The sequence below is a fragment of the Hydrotalea flava genome, assembly GCF_001623405.1.
Taxonomy (GTDB): Bacteria; Bacteroidota; Bacteroidia; order Chitinophagales; family Chitinophagaceae; genus Hydrotalea; species Hydrotalea flava.
Window position 1 is genome coordinate 1 of the sequence record NZ_LUHG01000106.1, and the last position, 19084, is coordinate 19084.

At 37.6% G+C, this 19084-nt stretch carries 20 protein-coding genes; 13 read left to right on the forward strand and 7 right to left on the reverse strand.

What is annotated here, in order from left to right; genetic code table 11:
- The 5 genes from A0F92_RS14170 to porZ all read left to right on the forward strand — a co-directional run.
- On the forward strand, window positions 1-488 hold a 488-nt coding region (locus A0F92_RS14170; RefSeq protein ID WP_167517109.1), incomplete at its 5' end, for a serine hydrolase domain-containing protein.
- A gap of 87 nt (window positions 489-575) precedes the next feature.
- Window positions 576-2279, forward strand: a complete 1704-nt coding sequence (locus A0F92_RS14175; protein ID WP_068247647.1) for a DUF4836 family protein — start codon at window positions 576-578, stop codon at window positions 2277-2279.
- Between the two features lie 14 nt (window positions 2280-2293).
- On the forward strand, window positions 2294-2944 hold the full coding sequence (locus A0F92_RS14180; protein WP_167517110.1) for an ATP-binding cassette domain-containing protein: 651 nt from the start codon (window positions 2294-2296) through the stop codon (window positions 2942-2944).
- A complete protein-coding gene (locus tag A0F92_RS14185; protein WP_068247649.1) occupies window positions 2944-4137 on the forward strand; it encodes a hypothetical protein in 1194 nt (397 codons plus the stop codon). Before A0F92_RS14180 ends, A0F92_RS14185 begins: the two co-directional genes overlap by 1 nt.
- A 20-nt stretch (window positions 4138-4157) precedes the next feature.
- Complete coding sequence (porZ, locus tag A0F92_RS14190) at window positions 4158-6485, forward strand: type IX secretion system anionic LPS delivery protein PorZ (RefSeq protein WP_068247652.1); 2328 nt, start codon at window positions 4158-4160, stop codon at window positions 6483-6485.
- 45 nt (window positions 6486-6530) lie between these two features.
- On the opposite strand, the gene A0F92_RS14195 is transcribed toward porZ, so the two are convergent.
- Entirely contained in the window at window positions 6531-6941 is a 411-nt protein-coding gene (locus A0F92_RS14195) for a DUF4258 domain-containing protein (protein WP_167517111.1), read from the reverse strand.
- 156 nt (window positions 6942-7097) lie between these two features.
- Between A0F92_RS14195 and A0F92_RS14200 the strand changes: the two genes are divergently transcribed.
- From A0F92_RS14200 to A0F92_RS14220, 5 genes are all read left to right on the forward strand, one after another.
- Complete coding sequence (locus A0F92_RS14200) at window positions 7098-7844, forward strand: LiaF transmembrane domain-containing protein (RefSeq protein WP_068247658.1); 747 nt, start codon at window positions 7098-7100, stop codon at window positions 7842-7844.
- Window positions 7845-7911: 67 nt separating this feature from the next.
- On the forward strand, window positions 7912-8856 hold the full coding sequence (locus A0F92_RS14205) for an NAD-dependent epimerase/dehydratase family protein (protein ID WP_068247661.1): 945 nt from the start codon (window positions 7912-7914) through the stop codon (window positions 8854-8856).
- Window positions 8857-8976: 120 nt separating this feature from the next.
- Window positions 8977-9333 carry a DUF4288 domain-containing protein gene (locus A0F92_RS14210; RefSeq protein ID WP_068247664.1) on the forward strand — a complete coding sequence of 119 codons (357 nt, stop codon included), beginning with the start codon at window positions 8977-8979 and terminating at the stop codon, window positions 9331-9333.
- A 7-nt stretch (window positions 9334-9340) separates the two neighbouring features.
- Complete coding sequence (locus A0F92_RS14215; protein WP_068247667.1) at window positions 9341-10393, forward strand: sensor histidine kinase; 1053 nt, start codon at window positions 9341-9343, stop codon at window positions 10391-10393.
- Window position 10394: 1 nt separating this feature from the next.
- Window positions 10395-11126 (forward strand): LytR/AlgR family response regulator transcription factor, encoded by a 732-nt coding sequence (locus tag A0F92_RS14220; RefSeq protein ID WP_068247670.1) that lies wholly within the window; start codon window positions 10395-10397, stop codon window positions 11124-11126.
- Between the two features lie 57 nt (window positions 11127-11183).
- On the opposite strand, the gene A0F92_RS14225 is transcribed toward A0F92_RS14220, so the two are convergent.
- From A0F92_RS14225 to dinB, 3 genes are all read right to left on the reverse strand, one after another.
- Window positions 11184-12458, reverse strand: a complete 1275-nt coding sequence (locus A0F92_RS14225; protein WP_068247673.1) for a metal-dependent hydrolase family protein — start codon at window positions 12456-12458, stop codon at window positions 11184-11186.
- Between the two features lie 106 nt (window positions 12459-12564).
- Window positions 12565-13203, reverse strand: coding sequence for a peroxiredoxin (locus A0F92_RS14230; protein ID WP_068247676.1), 639 nt, complete (start codon window positions 13201-13203; stop codon window positions 12565-12567).
- 111 nt (window positions 13204-13314) lie between these two features.
- Window positions 13315-14463, reverse strand: coding sequence for a DNA polymerase IV (gene dinB, locus A0F92_RS14235; protein ID WP_068247680.1), 1149 nt, complete (start codon window positions 14461-14463; stop codon window positions 13315-13317).
- 488 nt (window positions 14464-14951) lie between these two features.
- Between dinB and A0F92_RS14240 the strand changes: the two genes are divergently transcribed.
- From A0F92_RS14240 to A0F92_RS14250, 3 genes are all read left to right on the forward strand, one after another.
- Window positions 14952-15557 (forward strand): hypothetical protein, encoded by a 606-nt coding sequence (locus tag A0F92_RS14240; protein ID WP_068247684.1) that lies wholly within the window; start codon window positions 14952-14954, stop codon window positions 15555-15557.
- Between the two features lie 94 nt (window positions 15558-15651).
- A complete protein-coding gene (locus tag A0F92_RS14245) occupies window positions 15652-15942 on the forward strand; it encodes a hypothetical protein (RefSeq protein WP_068247687.1) in 291 nt (96 codons plus the stop codon).
- A gap of 239 nt (window positions 15943-16181) precedes the next feature.
- On the forward strand, window positions 16182-16631 hold the full coding sequence (locus tag A0F92_RS14250) for a hypothetical protein (RefSeq protein ID WP_167517112.1): 450 nt from the start codon (window positions 16182-16184) through the stop codon (window positions 16629-16631).
- Between the two features lie 886 nt (window positions 16632-17517).
- Here the strand turns inward: A0F92_RS14250 and A0F92_RS14255 are convergent.
- The 3 genes from A0F92_RS14255 to rpsP all read right to left on the reverse strand — a co-directional run bounded on the left by A0F92_RS14255 (window position 17518) and on the right by rpsP (window position 19015).
- Entirely contained in the window at window positions 17518-17922 is a 405-nt protein-coding gene (locus A0F92_RS14255; protein WP_068247693.1) for an acyl-CoA thioesterase, read from the reverse strand.
- 4 nt (window positions 17923-17926) lie between these two features.
- Window positions 17927-18448: a ribosome maturation factor RimM gene (rimM, locus tag A0F92_RS14260; RefSeq protein WP_068247696.1), complete on the reverse strand. Its 522-nt coding sequence runs from the start codon at window positions 18446-18448 to the stop codon at window positions 17927-17929.
- A 117-nt stretch (window positions 18449-18565) separates the two neighbouring features.
- A complete protein-coding gene (rpsP, locus tag A0F92_RS15970; protein WP_068247699.1) occupies window positions 18566-19015 on the reverse strand; it encodes a 30S ribosomal protein S16 in 450 nt (149 codons plus the stop codon).
- Window positions 19016-19084: the final 69 nt, after the last annotated feature.

Consider the following 19084-nt stretch of genomic DNA (forward strand, 5'->3'; position numbering starts at 1 on the left):
CACCCACAGAGGTAGAAACGCATTTCCGAAACCAGCTAATGTGGGGCGATGTGCATGATGAAGGCGCCGCCATGCTGGGGGGCGTTGCCGGCCATGCCGGTTTGTTTAGTGATGCGTACGATTTAGCCCAACTATACCAAATGTTATTGAACAAAGGCGTGATGAATGGTAAGCGCTATTTGTCGGAGCAGGTGATTGATGAATTTACTGCCTATAACAGCGCTGAAAGCAGGCGGGGATTAGGTTTTGATAAACCGGAAAAAAACAATGCCACCGCCAATGACCCCTACCCTTGTAAAGATGCATCGCCCCTTACTTTTGGGCATACCGGCTTTACCGGCACCTGTGTATGGGTTGACCCAAAAGAAAATTTGGTGTATATATTTTTAAGCAACCATGTAAACCCTACCCGCAACAATAATTTATTGTTCAGTTTACACATCCGCCCCAATATTCAGGAGGTATTGTATCATGCAGTGGAGAAGTGAAAGGAATTTTATATATTTATGTGATTTTCAAAGAAATTGCGAATAAAATTCGCAGCTTTCTTTTTACATCATTATAAAATATGCTACATGCAACGTAATATTTTTTCATATTGTTTACTGCTGCTGGCTATTAGTTTGCTGGCTGCCTGCGCTTCTAAAACACCCAAAGAGCTGAACCTGATTCCCAATAATGCCTCGGTAATGGTATCAATCAACACCGGACTGGTGCAAACTAAATTATCTAAAGCGGGTATTTCTGCCGATTCAATTGTACGCAAATTGATACACATAGATACTACCCATGCCAATTTAATGCAACAATATAATGACTTGTTAAAAGCAGGCATTGACTGGAAAAATTCGGTTACCATATTTAGAACCACTAAAGTGTACCCCAACAAATCATTCAGTAATTTTACCAATGTTATTATAGGTATTACCGACAGTGCCAAACTTTCTGCTTATCTCTCCAAAATAGATTACCTGAAAGGAAGAGATATTCATCAGGAAAAAAATTATGCCTATATACAAATGGATGGGGATGGTATTATTTCCTGGAATAAACAGGATGTAATATTAACCGTACAACAATACACAGAACAACCTTTAGGCTTATTTCCCGATAGTATCATGCATGTAAATCAGCCTGATGCCATTAGTAAGGTAGATGAACTGCACAAAGAAGTAAACCGTTTTTACAACCTAAGCAGCAGTGCATCATTGGGTGCCATACCATTGGTACAATCGTTGTTTAAAACAGCGGCAGACGGCTATTTTTATAACACCACCACCAATGCATTAAATACATTTAATACCGGCATGTTGCAACTTCCTAAATTGGCCGATTTGCTGAACAATAATATTACTACTGCTACCTTTAATTTTGATGCCGGGCAAATTGCGGCCAATACCAACTTCTATCCCAACAGACTCATGAAGGCCATTTTGGAAACATATAAGAGCGGAAAAATAAAAACCGGCCTTATTGAACACTACCCTTCTAAAAATATTGATATGGCCATGCTGTTTTCATTTAACCCGAAAATAATAGATGGCATATTGCAGCAGTTAGATGTGGCTCCGTTGGTAGATGGCTTTTTAGATAAAGCAGGCATTCCGGCTTCGGCAATATATGAAGCGTTTACTGGCGATGTTGCAGTGGTATTATCTGACCTGAATTTGAAAAAAAACAATCCATCTAAAAATAACTGGGGTAAATTATTCATGAATCTGTGTATTGGTAATACCGCCAGTTTTCACAAAATAATGGATAAAACTGCCGAATCGGGTTGGGTAGTAAAACAAAACAATACCTATACAGCCGGGAAATTAATGGAAGCCATGAACATTACACTAACCTGTGATGATAAAAATATGATAATTACTAACGATACTGCCTTACTGAAAACTTATAAAGCCGGCAACGCTCCCATTGCTTTTAATGATGATATTTTAAAACAAATGAAAGGCGGCCAAACCTTCTTTTACGGCGATATTGACAAAGTGATACGTGCATTGAATGATGACAGCACCCAAACTAATGTAGCCATTCAACATACATTCAAAGATATGATAATAAAAGGCGAAGGATTTGATGGAACAGCATCAAAAGGCACTTATTTAATTAGAATGCAGAATGCACAACAAAACAGCTTGGTAAGCATTTTACAGTTGTTCCCCTACATTGCAGAGCAAATGCAAAAAAACAGGAATGCTAAATTGAAAAACCCGGACGATGCCAATGAGTCCATTTTCAATGTGCCTTTCTCTTCCAGATTAGGCAGCTTATAATTTGAAGCAACAACATGATGCACTTACATATTGAAAACCTGGTTCCTGTTCCATTAAAACCAAATCTGCAAACGCGTAACAGCGATATTTGGTTACAAGATGTGGAATTTACATCCGGTCATTTTATTAAAATAAAAGCACCCAGTGGTTCAGGCAAAACCACTTTTATTCATTTATTGTACCACCTGCGTAACGATTATGAAGGAAGTATTTACTGGAACAATCAGGAACAAAAACAATACCATGCAGCGCAATTAGCCATTCTGCGCCAGCAAAACATCAGTATTATATTTCAGGACCTGCGCCTATTTCAAAACATTACAGCCCGTGAAAACATTGAACTGAAACGTGTTATGCAACAGCCTTACTACCCCTCTTCAGTTATAGATGATATGGCAGAACAATTAGGCATCGCTAAAATTTTAAACCAACGGACAGGCATTTGCAGTTATGGCGAACAGCAACGCATTGCCATTATTCGGGCTTTAATGCAACCATTTAACTGGTTATTGATGGATGAACCTTTTAGCCATTTAGACCACGACAATACAGCAAAAGCAACAGCACTTATTGCGGAAGAATGCAATAAAAGGAAGGCAGGTTTTATTTTAACTGATTTAGATGAGGATACCCATTTTACTTACCACCAAACTTTACAGCTGTAGTGAAAGAGTGGAATAACATATTAAAGCAAATTATTACAACCGCTTCGGGCAGGTTACGTTTGTTGCTGGCTATTATCGGGCTCTCGGCTGCGCTGTTACTCATTCTGAGTGCCGTACAATTACAGGCCAATTACAACGATTTATTGCATAGCAAAAGCAACCAGGATAGTGTAGCCAACTTTTTGGTAGTAAATAAACAGCTTACCAATGCCAATTATGGAAATACCACTTTATCCAATACCGCTATTGAAGATTTAAAAAAACAACCCTTTGTAGATGCAGTAGGTATTTTAACCCCCAGCCGCTTCAAAGCTTCTATACAAAGCTATAGCAGTCAGTTTCCATTTTATACTGATATTTCGTTTGAAAGTGTACCTGCTGCATTTATTGATGTAGACAGTACCCAATGGCATTGGGCACCTGGAGAAGATATTATACCTATGATTGCGCCCAACTTATTTCTTGACTTTTATAATTTTCAATTTTCGCTGTCGCAAAATCTACCGCAGCTAACACAGGAAATTGTAAAAATGATTGTATTTAAAGTGAATATTCAAACGCCTGCCGGCATGGTTTCATTAAAAGGGAAAGTAGTTGGCTTTAGCGATAGAATTACTTCTTTACTGATTCCGGAATCATTTATGCAATGGGCCAATACGCAATATGCAACCGACAATACATTGCAACCATCCCGAGTGGTAATTCGTACCAAAGACCCCGGAAATCCGGCATTGGTACAATATTTAAAAGCACACCAACTAACTACCGATGCCGACAAAACCCGGTTTAGTAAATACCGGCAAATTGTAAATATGGTGGTACGCATTAGTTGGATTACCGGCACCATTTTATTGTTGTTTGCACTGCTTATATTTTCCTTATTCATACAATTAACCATTGCATCCTGCAAAGATGAAATTCAACTGCTCATTATATTGGGTGCTGCGCCAAAACAGTTACAACAGTTTTTAATGCAGCGTTTTTTTCCACCCAATATTTTTATTATTACTGCTGCTGTATTAATTGTTGGCATATTGCAATATGCCCTTGCTGCTTGGCTGGAACAGCAATATATGTTCGTTAGCCATATAATTTCGGTGTATACTTTGGGTACAGCACTTTTATTTTCAGGAATTTTGTGGGCTGTTAATTTCTTTACAATTCAATACTATATACAAAAAGAAAACAACTGATATCCATTTACTTTTAAAGCATGTTATATCAATACGCATTTTTCATAAAACGTTTACAATGGTGTTGGCTGTTTTATTTCTGCTGCACTCAAAGTATTGCACAAAGCAATCTGCAACCTATTGGCTATTGGCGTGAGCATTTAAATTACCAAAGCACCAACACGGTAGTTCAGGGCGATAAGTTGTATTGTGCTACCGTTAATAATGTATTTAGTATTGATGCCAATCAGGACATTGAAAGATATAGTAAAGTTACCGGCCTCAACGATATGGGTGTAAGTACCATTGGATGGGATGACCTGACAAAACAATTGGTAATTGCCTACAACAGCAGTAATATAGATGTACTAAAAGGCAGTATCGTTACCAACATCAGCGATATTGAAAGAAACACTATTAGCGGCAATAAAACCATTCGTTCCATATACTGTAATGCCGGTTTTGCCTATTTATCAACCGGTCTGGGTATTATTGTGGTTAACCTGCAAAGCTATGATATAAAAGATACCTGGATTATTGGCAGCAATGGAAATCAGATTAACATCAATGCCTGTATTCAATTCAACAACCAGTTGTATGCTGCAACCGATGAAGGGTTAAAAACGGCACCAGTTACCGGTACCAACCTGGCCAATTACAGCAACTGGACTAACCTGAGTGGCACCAATGGCCTGCCAGCCGGTACCGTTAACAATATTGTTGCTGCCAATGGTTTACTCTATGCGCAATTACAAAATACCATTTATGTATGGAAGAATAACAGCTGGTTATTGTGGTATGCCGATAACAACTGGCCTATCACCAAAATAGAAGCATCGGGCAACAACCTGTTACTTTGTGAACGAACAATTTCCGGAAACAGCCGTGTTATAACCTTAGCAGCCAATGCAACAATTCAATCAACCATTGCAGTACCTAACGTAGTATCCTTTCCGAAGGATGCCATTATAGTTAATAATACTACCTGGGTTGCCGATTATTATGGTGGATTATCTGCTTTTAGCAATAACAGTTATCAGCGTTATATACCCAATGGCCCGTTAGGTACAGCCAGTGGCGATATGGTTTTTACCCAACATACATTGTATATAGCTGCTGGCAGTGTAAACAATGCCTGGAATTACCAATACAACCGAAATGGCATTTATATATTAAAAGAGGGCATTTGGAGTAATGTAGGTGCATACACCAATACGGCATTAGATACTACACTCGATTTTATTACCTTAGCCGCCGATAATAGGGATGGAAGTATTTGGGCAGGCAGTTACGGTGGCGGGTTGGTGCACATGATTGAAGGTAACTTTCAAATATTTAAGCAAAATAATTCTACACTTCAACCTGCTATCGGAGACCCCGGCAGTTACCGCATTAGTGGTTTGGCCTTTGATGCACAACATAATTTATGGATTGCCAACTATGGTGCTGCACAAAATTTACAGGTTTTAAAGGCAGATGGCAGTTTTAAAGGCTTCTCGGTTCCTTTTCCATTAACAGAAAATGCATTGAGCCAAATTGTAATAGATGATGCCGGTCAGTTATGGATGGTAAGCCCCAAAAACAATGGCCTGCTTTGTTACAATTATGGCAACAGCATTGATGCCACCAATGATGATCAATGGCTGTTGTTGCAAACTGGTGTTGGCAAAGGCAATTTACCCAGCAATAATGTGTTTTGTATAGCAAAAGATAAAAATGGGTTTATCTGGATTGGCACCGACAATGGTATAGGTGTAATACAATGTGCCACTAATTATTTTCAACAACCCTGCGATGCGGTGTGGCCGGTTATTCAACAAGACCAGTTTGCCGGTTATTTATTTCAGGGTCAGCAGGTAAAATGTATGGCCGTAGATGGCGCCAACAGAAAATGGGTAGGCACCAACAATGGTTTGTGGCTGGTTTCAGCCGAAGGCAATAAAATAATACAGCATTTTACAGCAGCCAACTCGCCTTTGCCCGATAATAATGTTCAAAAATTAGCTATTGATCCCATTACCGGTGAGGTATTCATCAGCACATTTACAGGTATTATCAGCTACCGTAGCACAGCAACTGAAGGAACAGCCACCAACAATAGTGTATTGGTGTTTCCCAATCCTGTTCCTCCGGACTATTCCGGAACCATTGCCATAAGAGGGATTGCCGAAAATGCTTTGGTAAAAATTGCTGATTTATCGGGCAGATTGGTGTTTCAGACGCAGGCACTGGGCGGACAAGCAGTATGGAATGGCTTAAACTATAAAGGCGAAAAAGTAGCCAGTGGAATGTACCTAATATTGATTCGGGACCGGGTAACCGGGCAGGAAAAATTAGCTACTAAAATTGTAATTATAAGTGGCAGATAAAGATAAGCTACACATATTTTTATATACAACTTCAATGCAATACCGTTAGTGGCAACTGCAGGGCCAATCCTGCTTTAAATCAATACAGGTAATAACAGTTAACACATCACCACATTCGGCCACTATTACCCGCAAATATTGGTTTTCGTCTGTATTCCCTTCTAAAGCATACCGTTTATGGCAATCATCTGCCTGCAACTGACTTTTACGGTAATCAATTTTACCATTATGTATTATTTCAGCTATTTCATTTTCTGTAATATGCCTGCATTCCATCCGGCATCGGGCATGGCGGGAATAACGAATAACAGATGGATTGGGATTGAAATGACCATGATTCAATGGCTGTAAAATGCCCGTTATGGTTTTGCCGGCATTCCTGTTCTGCTGATGCTGACAGGAAAATAGCACCGACAAAAGAAACAAAAGTACTATTGGGAATTTAGGTAATGGCATAAACAAAAATAATTGCTTTTGGCTGATTCATTCCCTTCCATTCTTCGTTCACCTGCTATTTTCGGGCATTTACCGCCCGGTTGCCGTCATCTGCCTAACTGCTATTCTCAGATGGAAATAGCAGCTTTAGTTTTGCCTCATTAAAATTATAAGAACATGAATCCTTCATACGAACGCACCAACAACCGAGTTTTCACCGGTATTTTTTTAATTATTGGTGGGTTATTATTATTAGCTTACAAAATGGGTTATCCTATCCCTGGCTGGATCTTTTCCTGGCAAATGTTATTGATTGCTATTGGTATCTTATCGGGTATTAAACACCGATTCCAAAATTTTTCCTGGATTATATTAATTGGAATTGGTAGCTTCTTTTTAATTGATCAGCAACTAGCTAATGCTGCATTTCATCAATTTTTGTGGCCTGGCTTTTTAATTGGATTAGGTATTGTTTTTATTTTAAAACCTAAAAAAACTAATCGCGGATGTGGTAAAAGATTTTGGTATGAGCAAAATTACAAAAGCACAATCGCCAATACCCCAACACCCATAACCAGTGAGGAAGACTTCTTAGAAATTAATTCCATTTTTAGCGGTGTACAACGCAGTGTTATTTCAAAAAACTTTGCAGGTGGTAAAATCAACTGTGTATTTGGTGGTGTGGAAATAGATGCTACACAAGCCGACATGCAACAACCTGCCTGCCTGCAAATAGAAGCAGTTTTTGGTGGTGTGAAACTGGTAGTGCCAAAAAGCTGGACCATTAAAAATGAAATGGATGGCGTATTTCATGGGGTAGATGACAAACGCAATCAAAACACCATTAACATAGATACTCCTAATAAAGTACTCATTTTAAAAGGCTCTGCTGTATTTGCAGGTGTAGAAATCAGGAGTTACTAGCAGTGGTGCATTTGGGTAACTTTTACAAATAACATCCATCAATAAATGCATACAACAAATCAGAAAAATGAAACAAACAATTTTAGGTGCCGGTGGCGCTATTGGTATAGAACTGGCAAAAGAATTGCCAAATTATACATCGAACATTCGTTTAGTTGCACGAAACCCCAAAAAAGTAAATGAAACAGATGAATTGTTAGCAGCTAATCTTTTTAACCGGGAAGAAGTATTTAAAGCCGTAGAAGGCAGTGCAATTGTTTATTTGTTAATTGGCCTTGAATACAATACAAAAGTTTGGCAACAAATATGGCCTACTCTGACTAAAAACGTAATAGATGCCTGTATACAACACCACTGTAAGTTAGTTTTTTTTGATAACGTATATGCTATTGGCGGAGACAATGTAAACCACATCACGGAATCATCACCCATTAGCCCTACCAGTAAAAAAGGCGAAGTGAGGGCTGAAGTAGACCGACTTATACTGAACAGCATAGAAAATAAAAACTTACATGCCATTATTGCACGTGCTCCTGATTTTTTTGGCAGTGTAATCAATAAAAGTATACTCATGACAATGGTATATAAAAAATTTAAAAATGGCAAAAAAGCACAATGGATTTGCAATACAAAAACTATACACAGCATGGGTTATACACCGGATTTAGGAAAAGGAACAGCTTTACTCGGCAATACCCATTCTGCCTACAATCAAATTTGGAACCTGCCCACCGATCCTCAAAAAATTACCGGAGAAGAATGGATTGAATTATTTGCAGAAGAAATGCATGCAAAGAATCAATACCAGCTATTACCCAAATGGGGCATTCGAACACTGGGCATTTTTATGCCTATATTGAAAGAATTGGGTGAAATGTGTTATCAATATGACAGAGATTATTATTTTGATAGCACAAAATTTAACAGGCATTTCAACTTTACACCCACTACCAATCGCGAAGCAGTAAAACAAACCATAGCAGCTATAGTAATGAAGCAGGCTAATCCATAAAAGTGAACGAAACACGAATCAGGAAACATTGAATAGAATAACATACCCTACCAAAACAGCAACAAAATAGTTCTATCAAAAGCGAATTATTTTACTTAACCTCATTTCAAACAACAAACCATGAACTGCTATGTTACAAAAATGGTTTTCAGAATTATTTGTGGCGATGGAAACCATACACCCCAATTTGATGAACAAATCAGATTGTTTTATGCCCACAATCAACAAGCAGCTTTTCAAAAAGCAGAAACCATTGGCAAAGCAGAAGAAGATTGTTTCATGAACATTCACCAACAGCCTGTACAATGGAAATTTATTGCTATAACAGCCTTGTATAGTATACCATCTCCAGCAGATGGTATTGAAATTGCCTCCCGCATTAAAGAAGTTGATGATGCCGACAACTATTTATATATTACTTACGAAAAAGCAGCACAGGTAACAGCAGCCAATTCATTACAAACACAAACCATTTAGTAATCAGGTGACCAAATCATTTTTACAGGGCAAGAGAAATTTAGCAGCACTCATTATTTGGTGGTTAGCCTGGATATTTTTGCAACAATACATATTAAAACATGCCGGCATTACAGAATTGATAGCTGTTACCGATAGTTATGTTACTATTATTTTATTGTTTGCCTGTTGCCTGCTAGTAATCAATAACATGCGTTATTATTTACCCAAAAAAGAAAAATACTGGTACAGTATTGCAGTTAGTTTAGTATTAAGCCTGGTGTGGGTTATGGTGTTAAGATGGGGCTTGGGTTTCATTTTTGCTAATAATGTTCCATACATCCAATTATTAAAAACAACACTATTGCTGCGTTTTGCTTTTGGATTTTTAATGATAGGCTGTATTACCCTGGTAAGTTTAAATTGGTATACACAAATAGATTGGATGAAAACACAAGCACAACAACATAGTATTAGCGAATTGGCTAAAGAAGCTGAACTATCTAAATTACGGCAACAACTACAACCGCATTTTTTATTCAACAGCCTAAATTCCATCAGCGCATTAACTACAGTACAACCTGAAAAAGCCAGGCAAATGATACAACAACTTTCTGAATTTTTGAGAGGCACACTGCGTAAAGAAGATAACTGGAATACATTAGAAGAAGAACTTTCCTATATTGGTTTATATTTATCGATAGAACAAGTACGTTTTGGACATAGAATGTTTACCGAAATAAATACCGACAGCAATGCATTACCGTTAATACTACCCTCTATGTTATTACAACCTTTAGTTGAAAATGCCATCAAATTTGGCTTGTACGATACCATAGGGGAAGTAACCATTGGTATTAAAGCCACCAACCGAGATGGTGCACTAATAATCACCATTCAAAACCCTTATGATGCATCAACTGCTGTAACCTTACCGGGAACCGGATTTGGATTAACAGCCGTAAAACGCCGGCTTTGGTTATTATTCGGAAGAAATGATTTAATAACCATTGAAAAAACAGATACTGAATTTATTACCACACTCCTTATTCCACAACATAAACCCAATATAATTGCTTAATATGATGAATTGTATGATTATAGATGATGAACCACTGGCACGCAGTATTATTAAAGAATACCTGCAACAATACCCCAACATTCATTTGCAGGCAGAGTGCAGTGACGGATTTGAGGCAGCAAAGTTAATACCACAACATCAGCCCCACTTATTGTTCTTAGATATTCAAATGCCGAAAATTAATGGCTTTGAGTTACTAGAATTAGTAGAAACCACAGCAGTCATTATCTTTACCACTGCGTTTGAAGAATATGCCATCAAAGCATTTGAACAAAATGCTATAGATTACTTGCTGAAACCTTTCAGCCGCGAACGCTTTGACAGAGCCATTCAAAAAGTACTCAATAATCAGTCAACTACTACCACAGCAGCATTATTAGATACCATAGCTGCAACGCCACAAGAAACCAACCGTATTGTAGTAAAAGATGGTACAAAAATTAAAATTATACCCGTAGCACAGGTACAATATTTAGAAGCGGCCGATGATTATGTAAAAATATTTACCAAAGAAGGACATTATTTAAAGAAAAAAACTATGCAGTATTTTGAGCAAACACTCTCACAGCAACAATTTGCAAGAATACATCGCTCTTATATCATCAACCTGCAACTCATTACTAAAATTGAATTATTGGAAAAAGAAAATTACATCGCCGTATTAAGTACAGGGCTGCAATTACCGGTTAGCAAAAGTGGCTATACGCGTTTAAAATCAGTTTTAGGTATTTAAAAAAACGGAATGCCGTTGATGTATTGCAGCATTCCGTTTCAAAAAAATGTTAGCAGATTATTCTGATTTGTACACTTTCCCGGCCTTCATCACAAACACTACTTTACCCATTACATTTACATCCTGCACCGGATCGCCATCCACTGCCACAACATCGGCCATTTTTCCTTTTTCAAGGCTACCAATTTTCGTATCGCCAATTAAATCGGCGGCACTAACGGTAGCGGCTTTAATGCATTCTAAAACAGGCATTCCTGCCTGGTGCATATAGCCAAATTCCATCCAGTTTTTTCCGTGGTTGTACACACCTGCATCAGTACCAAAAGCAATTTTTACGCCGGCTTTGTATGCTTTTGCAAAAGTGGCCTGAATAACAGAACCTATTTGAATGGCTTTTGCCCGAATAATCGGTGGAAAATAACCCGGCATTTTTGTTGCAGAATCGGCTACCGATTTACCCGCAATAATGGTAGGCACTAAATAGGTACCTCTTTCCTTCATCAGTTCCATAATTTCGGGGGTCATATATGTGCCATGCTCAATAGAAGTTACGCCGGCTAATACAGCGCGCTTCATGCCCTCCGGGCCATGTGCATGTGCAGCTACTCGCATACCATAATCTTTGGCAGTAGCTACAATGGTTTTAATTTCATCTTCGGTAAATTGTGCTCCGGCACCATCTTTCTCTAAACTTAATACACCACCGGTAGCAGTAATTTTAATTAAATCGGCACCATCTTTATAATGCTGCCGAACTGCCTTTCTACATTCATTATCGCCATTTACTACATTTTCATTCAATTGCGGAACCATCATAATATCTTCTCTCAACCCATTCGTAGGATCTCCATGTCCGCCGGTGGTGGATATAATGGAACCTGCGGTAAAAATCCTGGGCCCCATCACCAACCCTTTATTCACTGCATTACGGAGTGCAATATTTACCCCGCTGCCTCCTACATCACGCACAGTGGTAAAGCCGGCCATTAAGGTTGTTTTAGCATAAACGGCTGCCTGAAAGGCAATATCAGCAGGATTTTGGGTTAACCGTTTCATCATGGCATCGGGACTGGTTTGGCTTTCCAGGTGCACATGCGCATCAATTAAACCCGGCATAACAGTATACTTTTTTAAATCAATTACTTTATCGTTAGGGCTTGCATTCACAAAACCTTTTTGAATATCGGCAACGGTATCGGCCTGTATAATAACGGACATGTCTTGCTGTACCGATAATTTATTTACATCAATTAAATGGCCGCAATAAATAATAGTTTTTTGAGCAAACGTTGTTTGATAAAACAACAGGGCCAGAAGTAACAGTTTTTTCATATCAATTTGTTTGGTTAAAGGGGTTAAGATAAGGAATTAAAATAGTACCCCCACAAAAAAGCCCCGAAGAAACGAGGCCATATTAAAAGTGTAATGTAAAAAGAGATTAATCTTTATCAGGCTGTGGGGTATAACGTAAATAAGGTTTTACCACTTTTATCCCTTTAGGAAATTTAGCCGGAGCCTCTTCCGTACTTACGCCAAGTCCAATAATAACATCTTCACCGGGATTCCAGTTAGCAGGTGTTGCTACCGGGTATTTGGCACTTAATTGCAATGAATCCAACACACGCAAAACTTCATTAAAGTTGCGGCCGGTAGAAGCCGGATAAGTAATGAATAACTTTAATTTTTTATCAGGCCCAATAATAAATAACGAACGAACGGTATGAGTTTCAGAAGCATTGGGATGAATCATATCAAATAAAGTAGCCACTTTTTTATCTTCATCTGCAATAATCGGAAAATCTACATGGGTATGTTGGGTTTCGTCAATATCGCTTATCCATTTTTTGTGGCTTTCTACATCATCTACACTTAAAGCCAATACTTTGGTATTGCGCTTATCAAATTCAGCTTTCAATAACGCCGTTTTCCCTAATTCGGTAGTACAAACGGGTGTATAATCGGCAGGATGTGAAAATAAAATACCCCAGCTATCGCCCAGATATTCATAAAAATCAATGTCGCCAATAGAAGTTTTTGCCTTGAAATTGGGTACTGTGTCGCCTAAACGTAAGCTCATAAAACTATATTTTTAACGGTTAAAAAATCATTGAACAGGAAAGAAGTAGCAAAGATAATTACTCTACTAATTCAGTAGATTAATAATGCTATTCTTCATGAAAATTTAACTTTATACACTTCTTCCTTTTTGCAGTGCAAAGGTACCATATTTGTTTTTTACGGCATCAATTGCTTTGTACAAGTTGGCCTTAGTATTGATTTGATTGAACAAATCAGGCACTTGTCCGTGTTTACTTAAAGCACTTAATCGCACGCCCAGCAGGCGAACAGGTTGATGAGGTTTCAACAACTGCTGCAGCAATTGTTGGGCCACGGGTATTAATTCATCATCACAAAACGTAAGGGGTATAGTGGCTTGTTTAGAGGTGGTAGTAAAATCGGCATAGCGTATTTTTATGGCTATACAAGCGGTAAAAAGCCCCTCTTGTCTTAATTCATAAGCCACTTTTTCGGTCATTTGTACCAGTTTTTGTTCTAAAAAAACCCTTTCGGTGGTATTGGCAGCAAAGGTTTGTTCAGTAGAAATAGATTTGGTTTCATGACTGTTTTCCAAAGGCATATCATAACTGCCGGTAGCAATGCTGTGTAAGGTTTGCCCCCATTTACCCAGCTTTTGTTCTAAATGTTGTGGCGTAAATTGCAATATATCCTGAATAGTATGAATACCCATTTGTTGCAAAACAGGCAAAGTATGTTTACCCACACCCGGAATTTTTTGAATGGGCAATGGCGCTAAAAAATCTATTTCCTTACCGGGCTGCACAAACAGGTACCCGTTAGGTTTAGCCTCATCGGTAGCAATTTTGGCAATCAATTTGGTGGAAGCCAGCCCGAAAGAAATTGGCAAGCCTGTGGCAGCCATAATTTGTTGCCGCAAATCAATGGTCCATTGTAAAGGATTAAAAAAAACATCCATGCCGGTTAAATCAATATAAAATTCATCGATACTGGCTTTTTGAAAAGCAGGTGCAGCATGGGCAATGATATCAGTAACCCTGTTAGAAAAACGGGTATAATCTTTATAAGAACCGGGCAATACAATAGCGTGCGGGCATAGCTGCAAAGCACGCTTCATGGGCATGGCACTGTGTATACCAAATTTACGTGCCGCATAACTGCAGGCAGCTACCACACCCCTTTCGCTGCTACCCCCTACCAAAACAGGCCGATGTTGCAGTGCCGGATTTTTAATGACCTCCACACTCACAAAAAATGAGTCTAAATCAAAATGGGCAATATAACGCTGCGGCTGATGCATAAAAATATCAGCAGCTAAATTACAGAGATGGCAGGAGAATGTGGGATTGGATTATTGAAGCCCACACTATTGAAGTAAACAGTATAGGTATCTTAATAAAAACCAAAGAAAAAACAGATGGTTTAACAATGCAAGAAATTGAAGCACTAAAATGTACAAGAATATCATTTCCGCTAAATTTTCTTTAGTTTTTAATTACAGTTCGTATACACAAACTTTAATCACGACATAGCAGCAGGTAAAAATAAATTATGTATTTACCGATATAAATCCCCCTTTTACTACTGGCATGTTGTGTGATGATGGTATTGATTGTTTAAACTTATACAACTATACCGGCACAGCATTACATGACAGTAATTTGGCCATTTTAGATAAATAAAGTGCACAATTTTCCGACTTAGATTGAATGATTAAAAAACATTTAAAATTGTTATGTATTACCAAAAATAAATTTTATTTTTAACCCATACTTTAAATATTTTCTTATGAAAACTATACAAATTCTTTTCATTGCAATTACCTGTTTTGCAATAATTAGCTGCAAAAAAAGTGTAAACCCGTTCAGCTTATTACCACCAATAACCGATACCGGGGCTAATACTTTTGGGTGTTTAGTAAATGGTGTAGCCATGTTACCAAGAGATGGGGTAGCAACTTTTTTCAATCCTTATCCGAATAAAGGAGTAGAGGTTTTATTCAGCCCTTATGATATAGTTGATATAAGCATTTATAATGCAAGAGATGGTGCGTCATCAGGATTTTTTTTACGATTTCATTTCTCTAATTTTTCTCTTTTACAACCAGGCGATTACGAATGGAAACAATCTTCTTTCGGCACAGAAGCATTTCCATACTATTATAATCATGTGTATGGCTCATTCTATAATTCTACAACAAACAATTATTCATGGTTTGGGTCCTATGATAGTTCAGGTAAAATAACTGTTAATCGGTTTGATGCTACAAACCATATTATATCAGTCACTTTTAGCGGAAAACTGAGAGAAAAAAATGGTACAATGGAAATATCTATTGACAATGGAAGATTTGATATTAATTGGAAAACCGTAGCAGATAAAAAATTTCGTTAATCAATAAAAACAGGAGGCAGACTGCCATCCGCCGCCTTCGATAATAATTAAAAACAATCAACCCGATTATTTTAAATTAAAACTTACGCAAGTTATGAAAAAACTGCTACCGGTATCTATGGTAATGTTTATACTTACCATGTTCAACCCTATTTTATCCCAAACCTCAGATATGGATGCCATGCTTACCAATGTAAATCAGTCTTCTGTAACCAGTGGAATTATTTATGAAAGGGTTGCTGCATTTGCTAATTTATATAAGTACAATCAAACACGTGATACTGCCGATATCCTTTATTTTGAACAAGCTCTAAGCGAATTATATCGTGCCGGTAATCAGCAAAAATTTATGCCTTTTGCCACTTTATGTTGGCGGATGCAATAGGGTAGCCTATATTAAAATTATTAAAAAACATTTAAAATTGTTATGTATTACTGAAAATAAATTTTATTTTTAACCCATGCTTTCAATATTTTCTTATGAAAACTATACAAATTCTTTTCATTGCAATTACCTGTTTTGCAATAATTAGCTGCAAAAAAAGTGTAAACCCGTTCAGCTTATTACCACCAATAACCGATACCGGGGCTAATACTTTTGGGTGTTTAGTAAATGGTGTAGCCATGTTACCTAAAAGTGGGGTGCCAACTTGGAGTAATCCTTTTCCACTTCCTGCACTTTATACTGAATTTAGGGAGGAGGTTAGGATAAAAACGGGAGGCGGATCCAACTCTCCCACTACTTTTATTTGCTTGTATCTATTTAATCTTTTTAGTAATGGAGTAACCAATTATGAATGGAAGCAAACAGAATACGGAAGTGAAGCATTTCCATTATATAATAGCCAATTATACGGTGTTTTTATTAACCCAAAAACAAACAAATATGAATGGTATGGTTCTTACGTTGGTTCGGGTTCAACTTCTATAATAAAATTCGATACTGTAAATACTATCATTTCTGGAACATTTAATGGGAAGTTAAAACAACGTTTTGGTAACGATACAATTACAATTACCAATGGAAGATTTGATATTAATTGGAAAACCGTAGCAGATAAAAAATTTCCTTAATCAATAAAAACAGGAGGCAGACTGCCATCCGCCTCCTTCAATCATAATTAAAAACAATCAACCCGATTATTTACAATTAAAATCAATGCAAGATATGAAAAAGTTACGAACGCTTTCGATGGTAATATTTACACTTACCATGTTCAACAATTCTATGCATTCCCAAACATCCGATTTGAATGCTGTAACCCCCCCCGCGGCATTACCTGACAGCAATTTTCCATTTCCTAAATTGAGAATACAGGCAATATTCTAATTATATTAAAAAAATTAATTTTATTACGTATTATAAAAAGAAATTTTATTTTATTATAAAAATTAAAAACTGTAAAAGCCACTAAAACACTATACTAAACTGAAATGAAATGTCAAACACATCATTTGCTAAAAGAACTTAGTCCTTCTTTAGCCTACAACCACATGGAATGATCTCGAAACAATAAAATTCAATTTATGAAACGAATTCGCTTTCTGATTATTACAATTTTGCTTTCATATTTTTCGTGTCAAAAAATTTTCGCGAATTTTTTTGGGTTCAGTAGATCGATGAACGAACAATTACACAGGAAGTACAGGCTTTGTATTTATAATAAAATACATAAATCAAAATAAAACGTAAGACAGTTTATTTACTTTAACATTACCTACGCAATTTAAATTGCCTGGGAACAAAATAAAGTTTCAAATGAGGGATTTAATGAGCACAGATGAAGTAATGATTTGCAATACTATAATTATAGCACCGAAACAAAAAGTTATTTACAATGTAAAATCACAGTAACAAATAAAATAACAATAAAATATTAAACCCTTTCATGAAGTTTTGTATGGGTGGCACAAAAAGTCAGCCACCCTTTTGTATGCAGATTAACTTAAATATATTTTCCTATCGCAATACCTGCAAAATAGTATCATCTATCCGCCTTGGGCGAAAATTAGTGCGGTGTACCAATGCCCAAATACTGGTGGCTTTAACAATGGTTTGGTTATCGCGCAACCGCACAATGGTATAATGGCGTTGCCAGGTTACACCGGTATGTTCGCCGGGCCAGGTAGTTATTTCTAATACATCACCCAAAAAAGCGCCGGACAAATAATCTATTTCATGGCGGCGTACTACCCATAATACTTCCCGGTGAAGGGCTTCAGGTACTTTTTGCATCCAGTGGTGATAGGCAGCATCCTGTAACCATTGCACATACACCACATTATTTACATGTTTTAAATGGTCTAAATGTGCTTCGGTTACCGTAATAGTAAATCGAAATGGAGGATAGGTATTATTTTCCATGTGTTTACAAATAGATATCTAACAAACCTTCAGGCAGGTTTACCCAAACTTCTTTTCTTTTGCGGTCTATTTTCAACAGAGTTTCTTCATGCAAGGGTATCAGTACTTCTTTTCCTTCTAAGGTAATACGCACCAGTACCTGATGGGGTTGTGTAATCACTTCCTCTATGGTACCCAATGTTTTTTGTTGTTCTACAATGGTATACCCCAATAAAGCAATGGGCGCATGGGTATCCATTAACGCAATAGCCTCGGTTTCCGGTAACCATACATTTTTGTTTAAAAATCGGTGTGCGGCTTCTTTACTACCTACACCTTCTAATTGCACAAAGGTTTCTTCGGAGTTTTTGGGCTTGGCTGTTTCTACAAAGTAAGGCAGGTAACTGTTTTTATTTTGTTCTATGAAAATGGCCTGAATGCCTTTCAGCGCCGTTTTTTTTCCCAGCACATGCTGCACAATTACCTGCCCGTTAGTGCCAAAAGTGGCTACTATACGGCCTATATGAATATATTGTTGAATGGCCATATGTTCACAAATAATTTAAGCAAAACTATACTGTTCAAAGAAAGAATGGTCAGAAAATTAAAAAGCCCTGTTAACGGTATTATGGTTAACGGGGCTACATTTTTTTGTGCAGGCTTACTACGCTTCGGAACCGCCTTCAGCAGGTTGTTCTTCTACCTTTTTAACAACAGGTTTGTACTCCTGACGCTGGCGTTTTTGTTGCTTATGCGAGTCGCTTCTGCGTTTTAACTGGGCTTCATGCTCATCGTGCCATGCCTGAAATTTGGTCATAGCCGTTGCGTCATCAAATAATCCCAGTGAAACACCACGAAGCAAATGCTTCAGGTACAATACACCTTTAAAGGAAAGAATCCTTCTTACTGTGTCGGTAGGTTGTGCACCTTTATGTAACCAGTCTAAAGCTTTCTGACGATCTAGTTGAATGGTTGCCGGTACGGTTAAAGGATTGTAAGTGCCCAGTTTTTGGATGAATTTACCATCTCTGGGTGCACGGGCATCGGCCACTACGATAAAGTAGAATGGGCGTTTTTTACTGCCGTGTCTTTGTAATCTCATTTTTACTGCCATGTTAAATAGACATTTAAAGGCGTTAATAAATAGGGTTTCAATTTTATTTGGACGGCGAAAATAATAAAG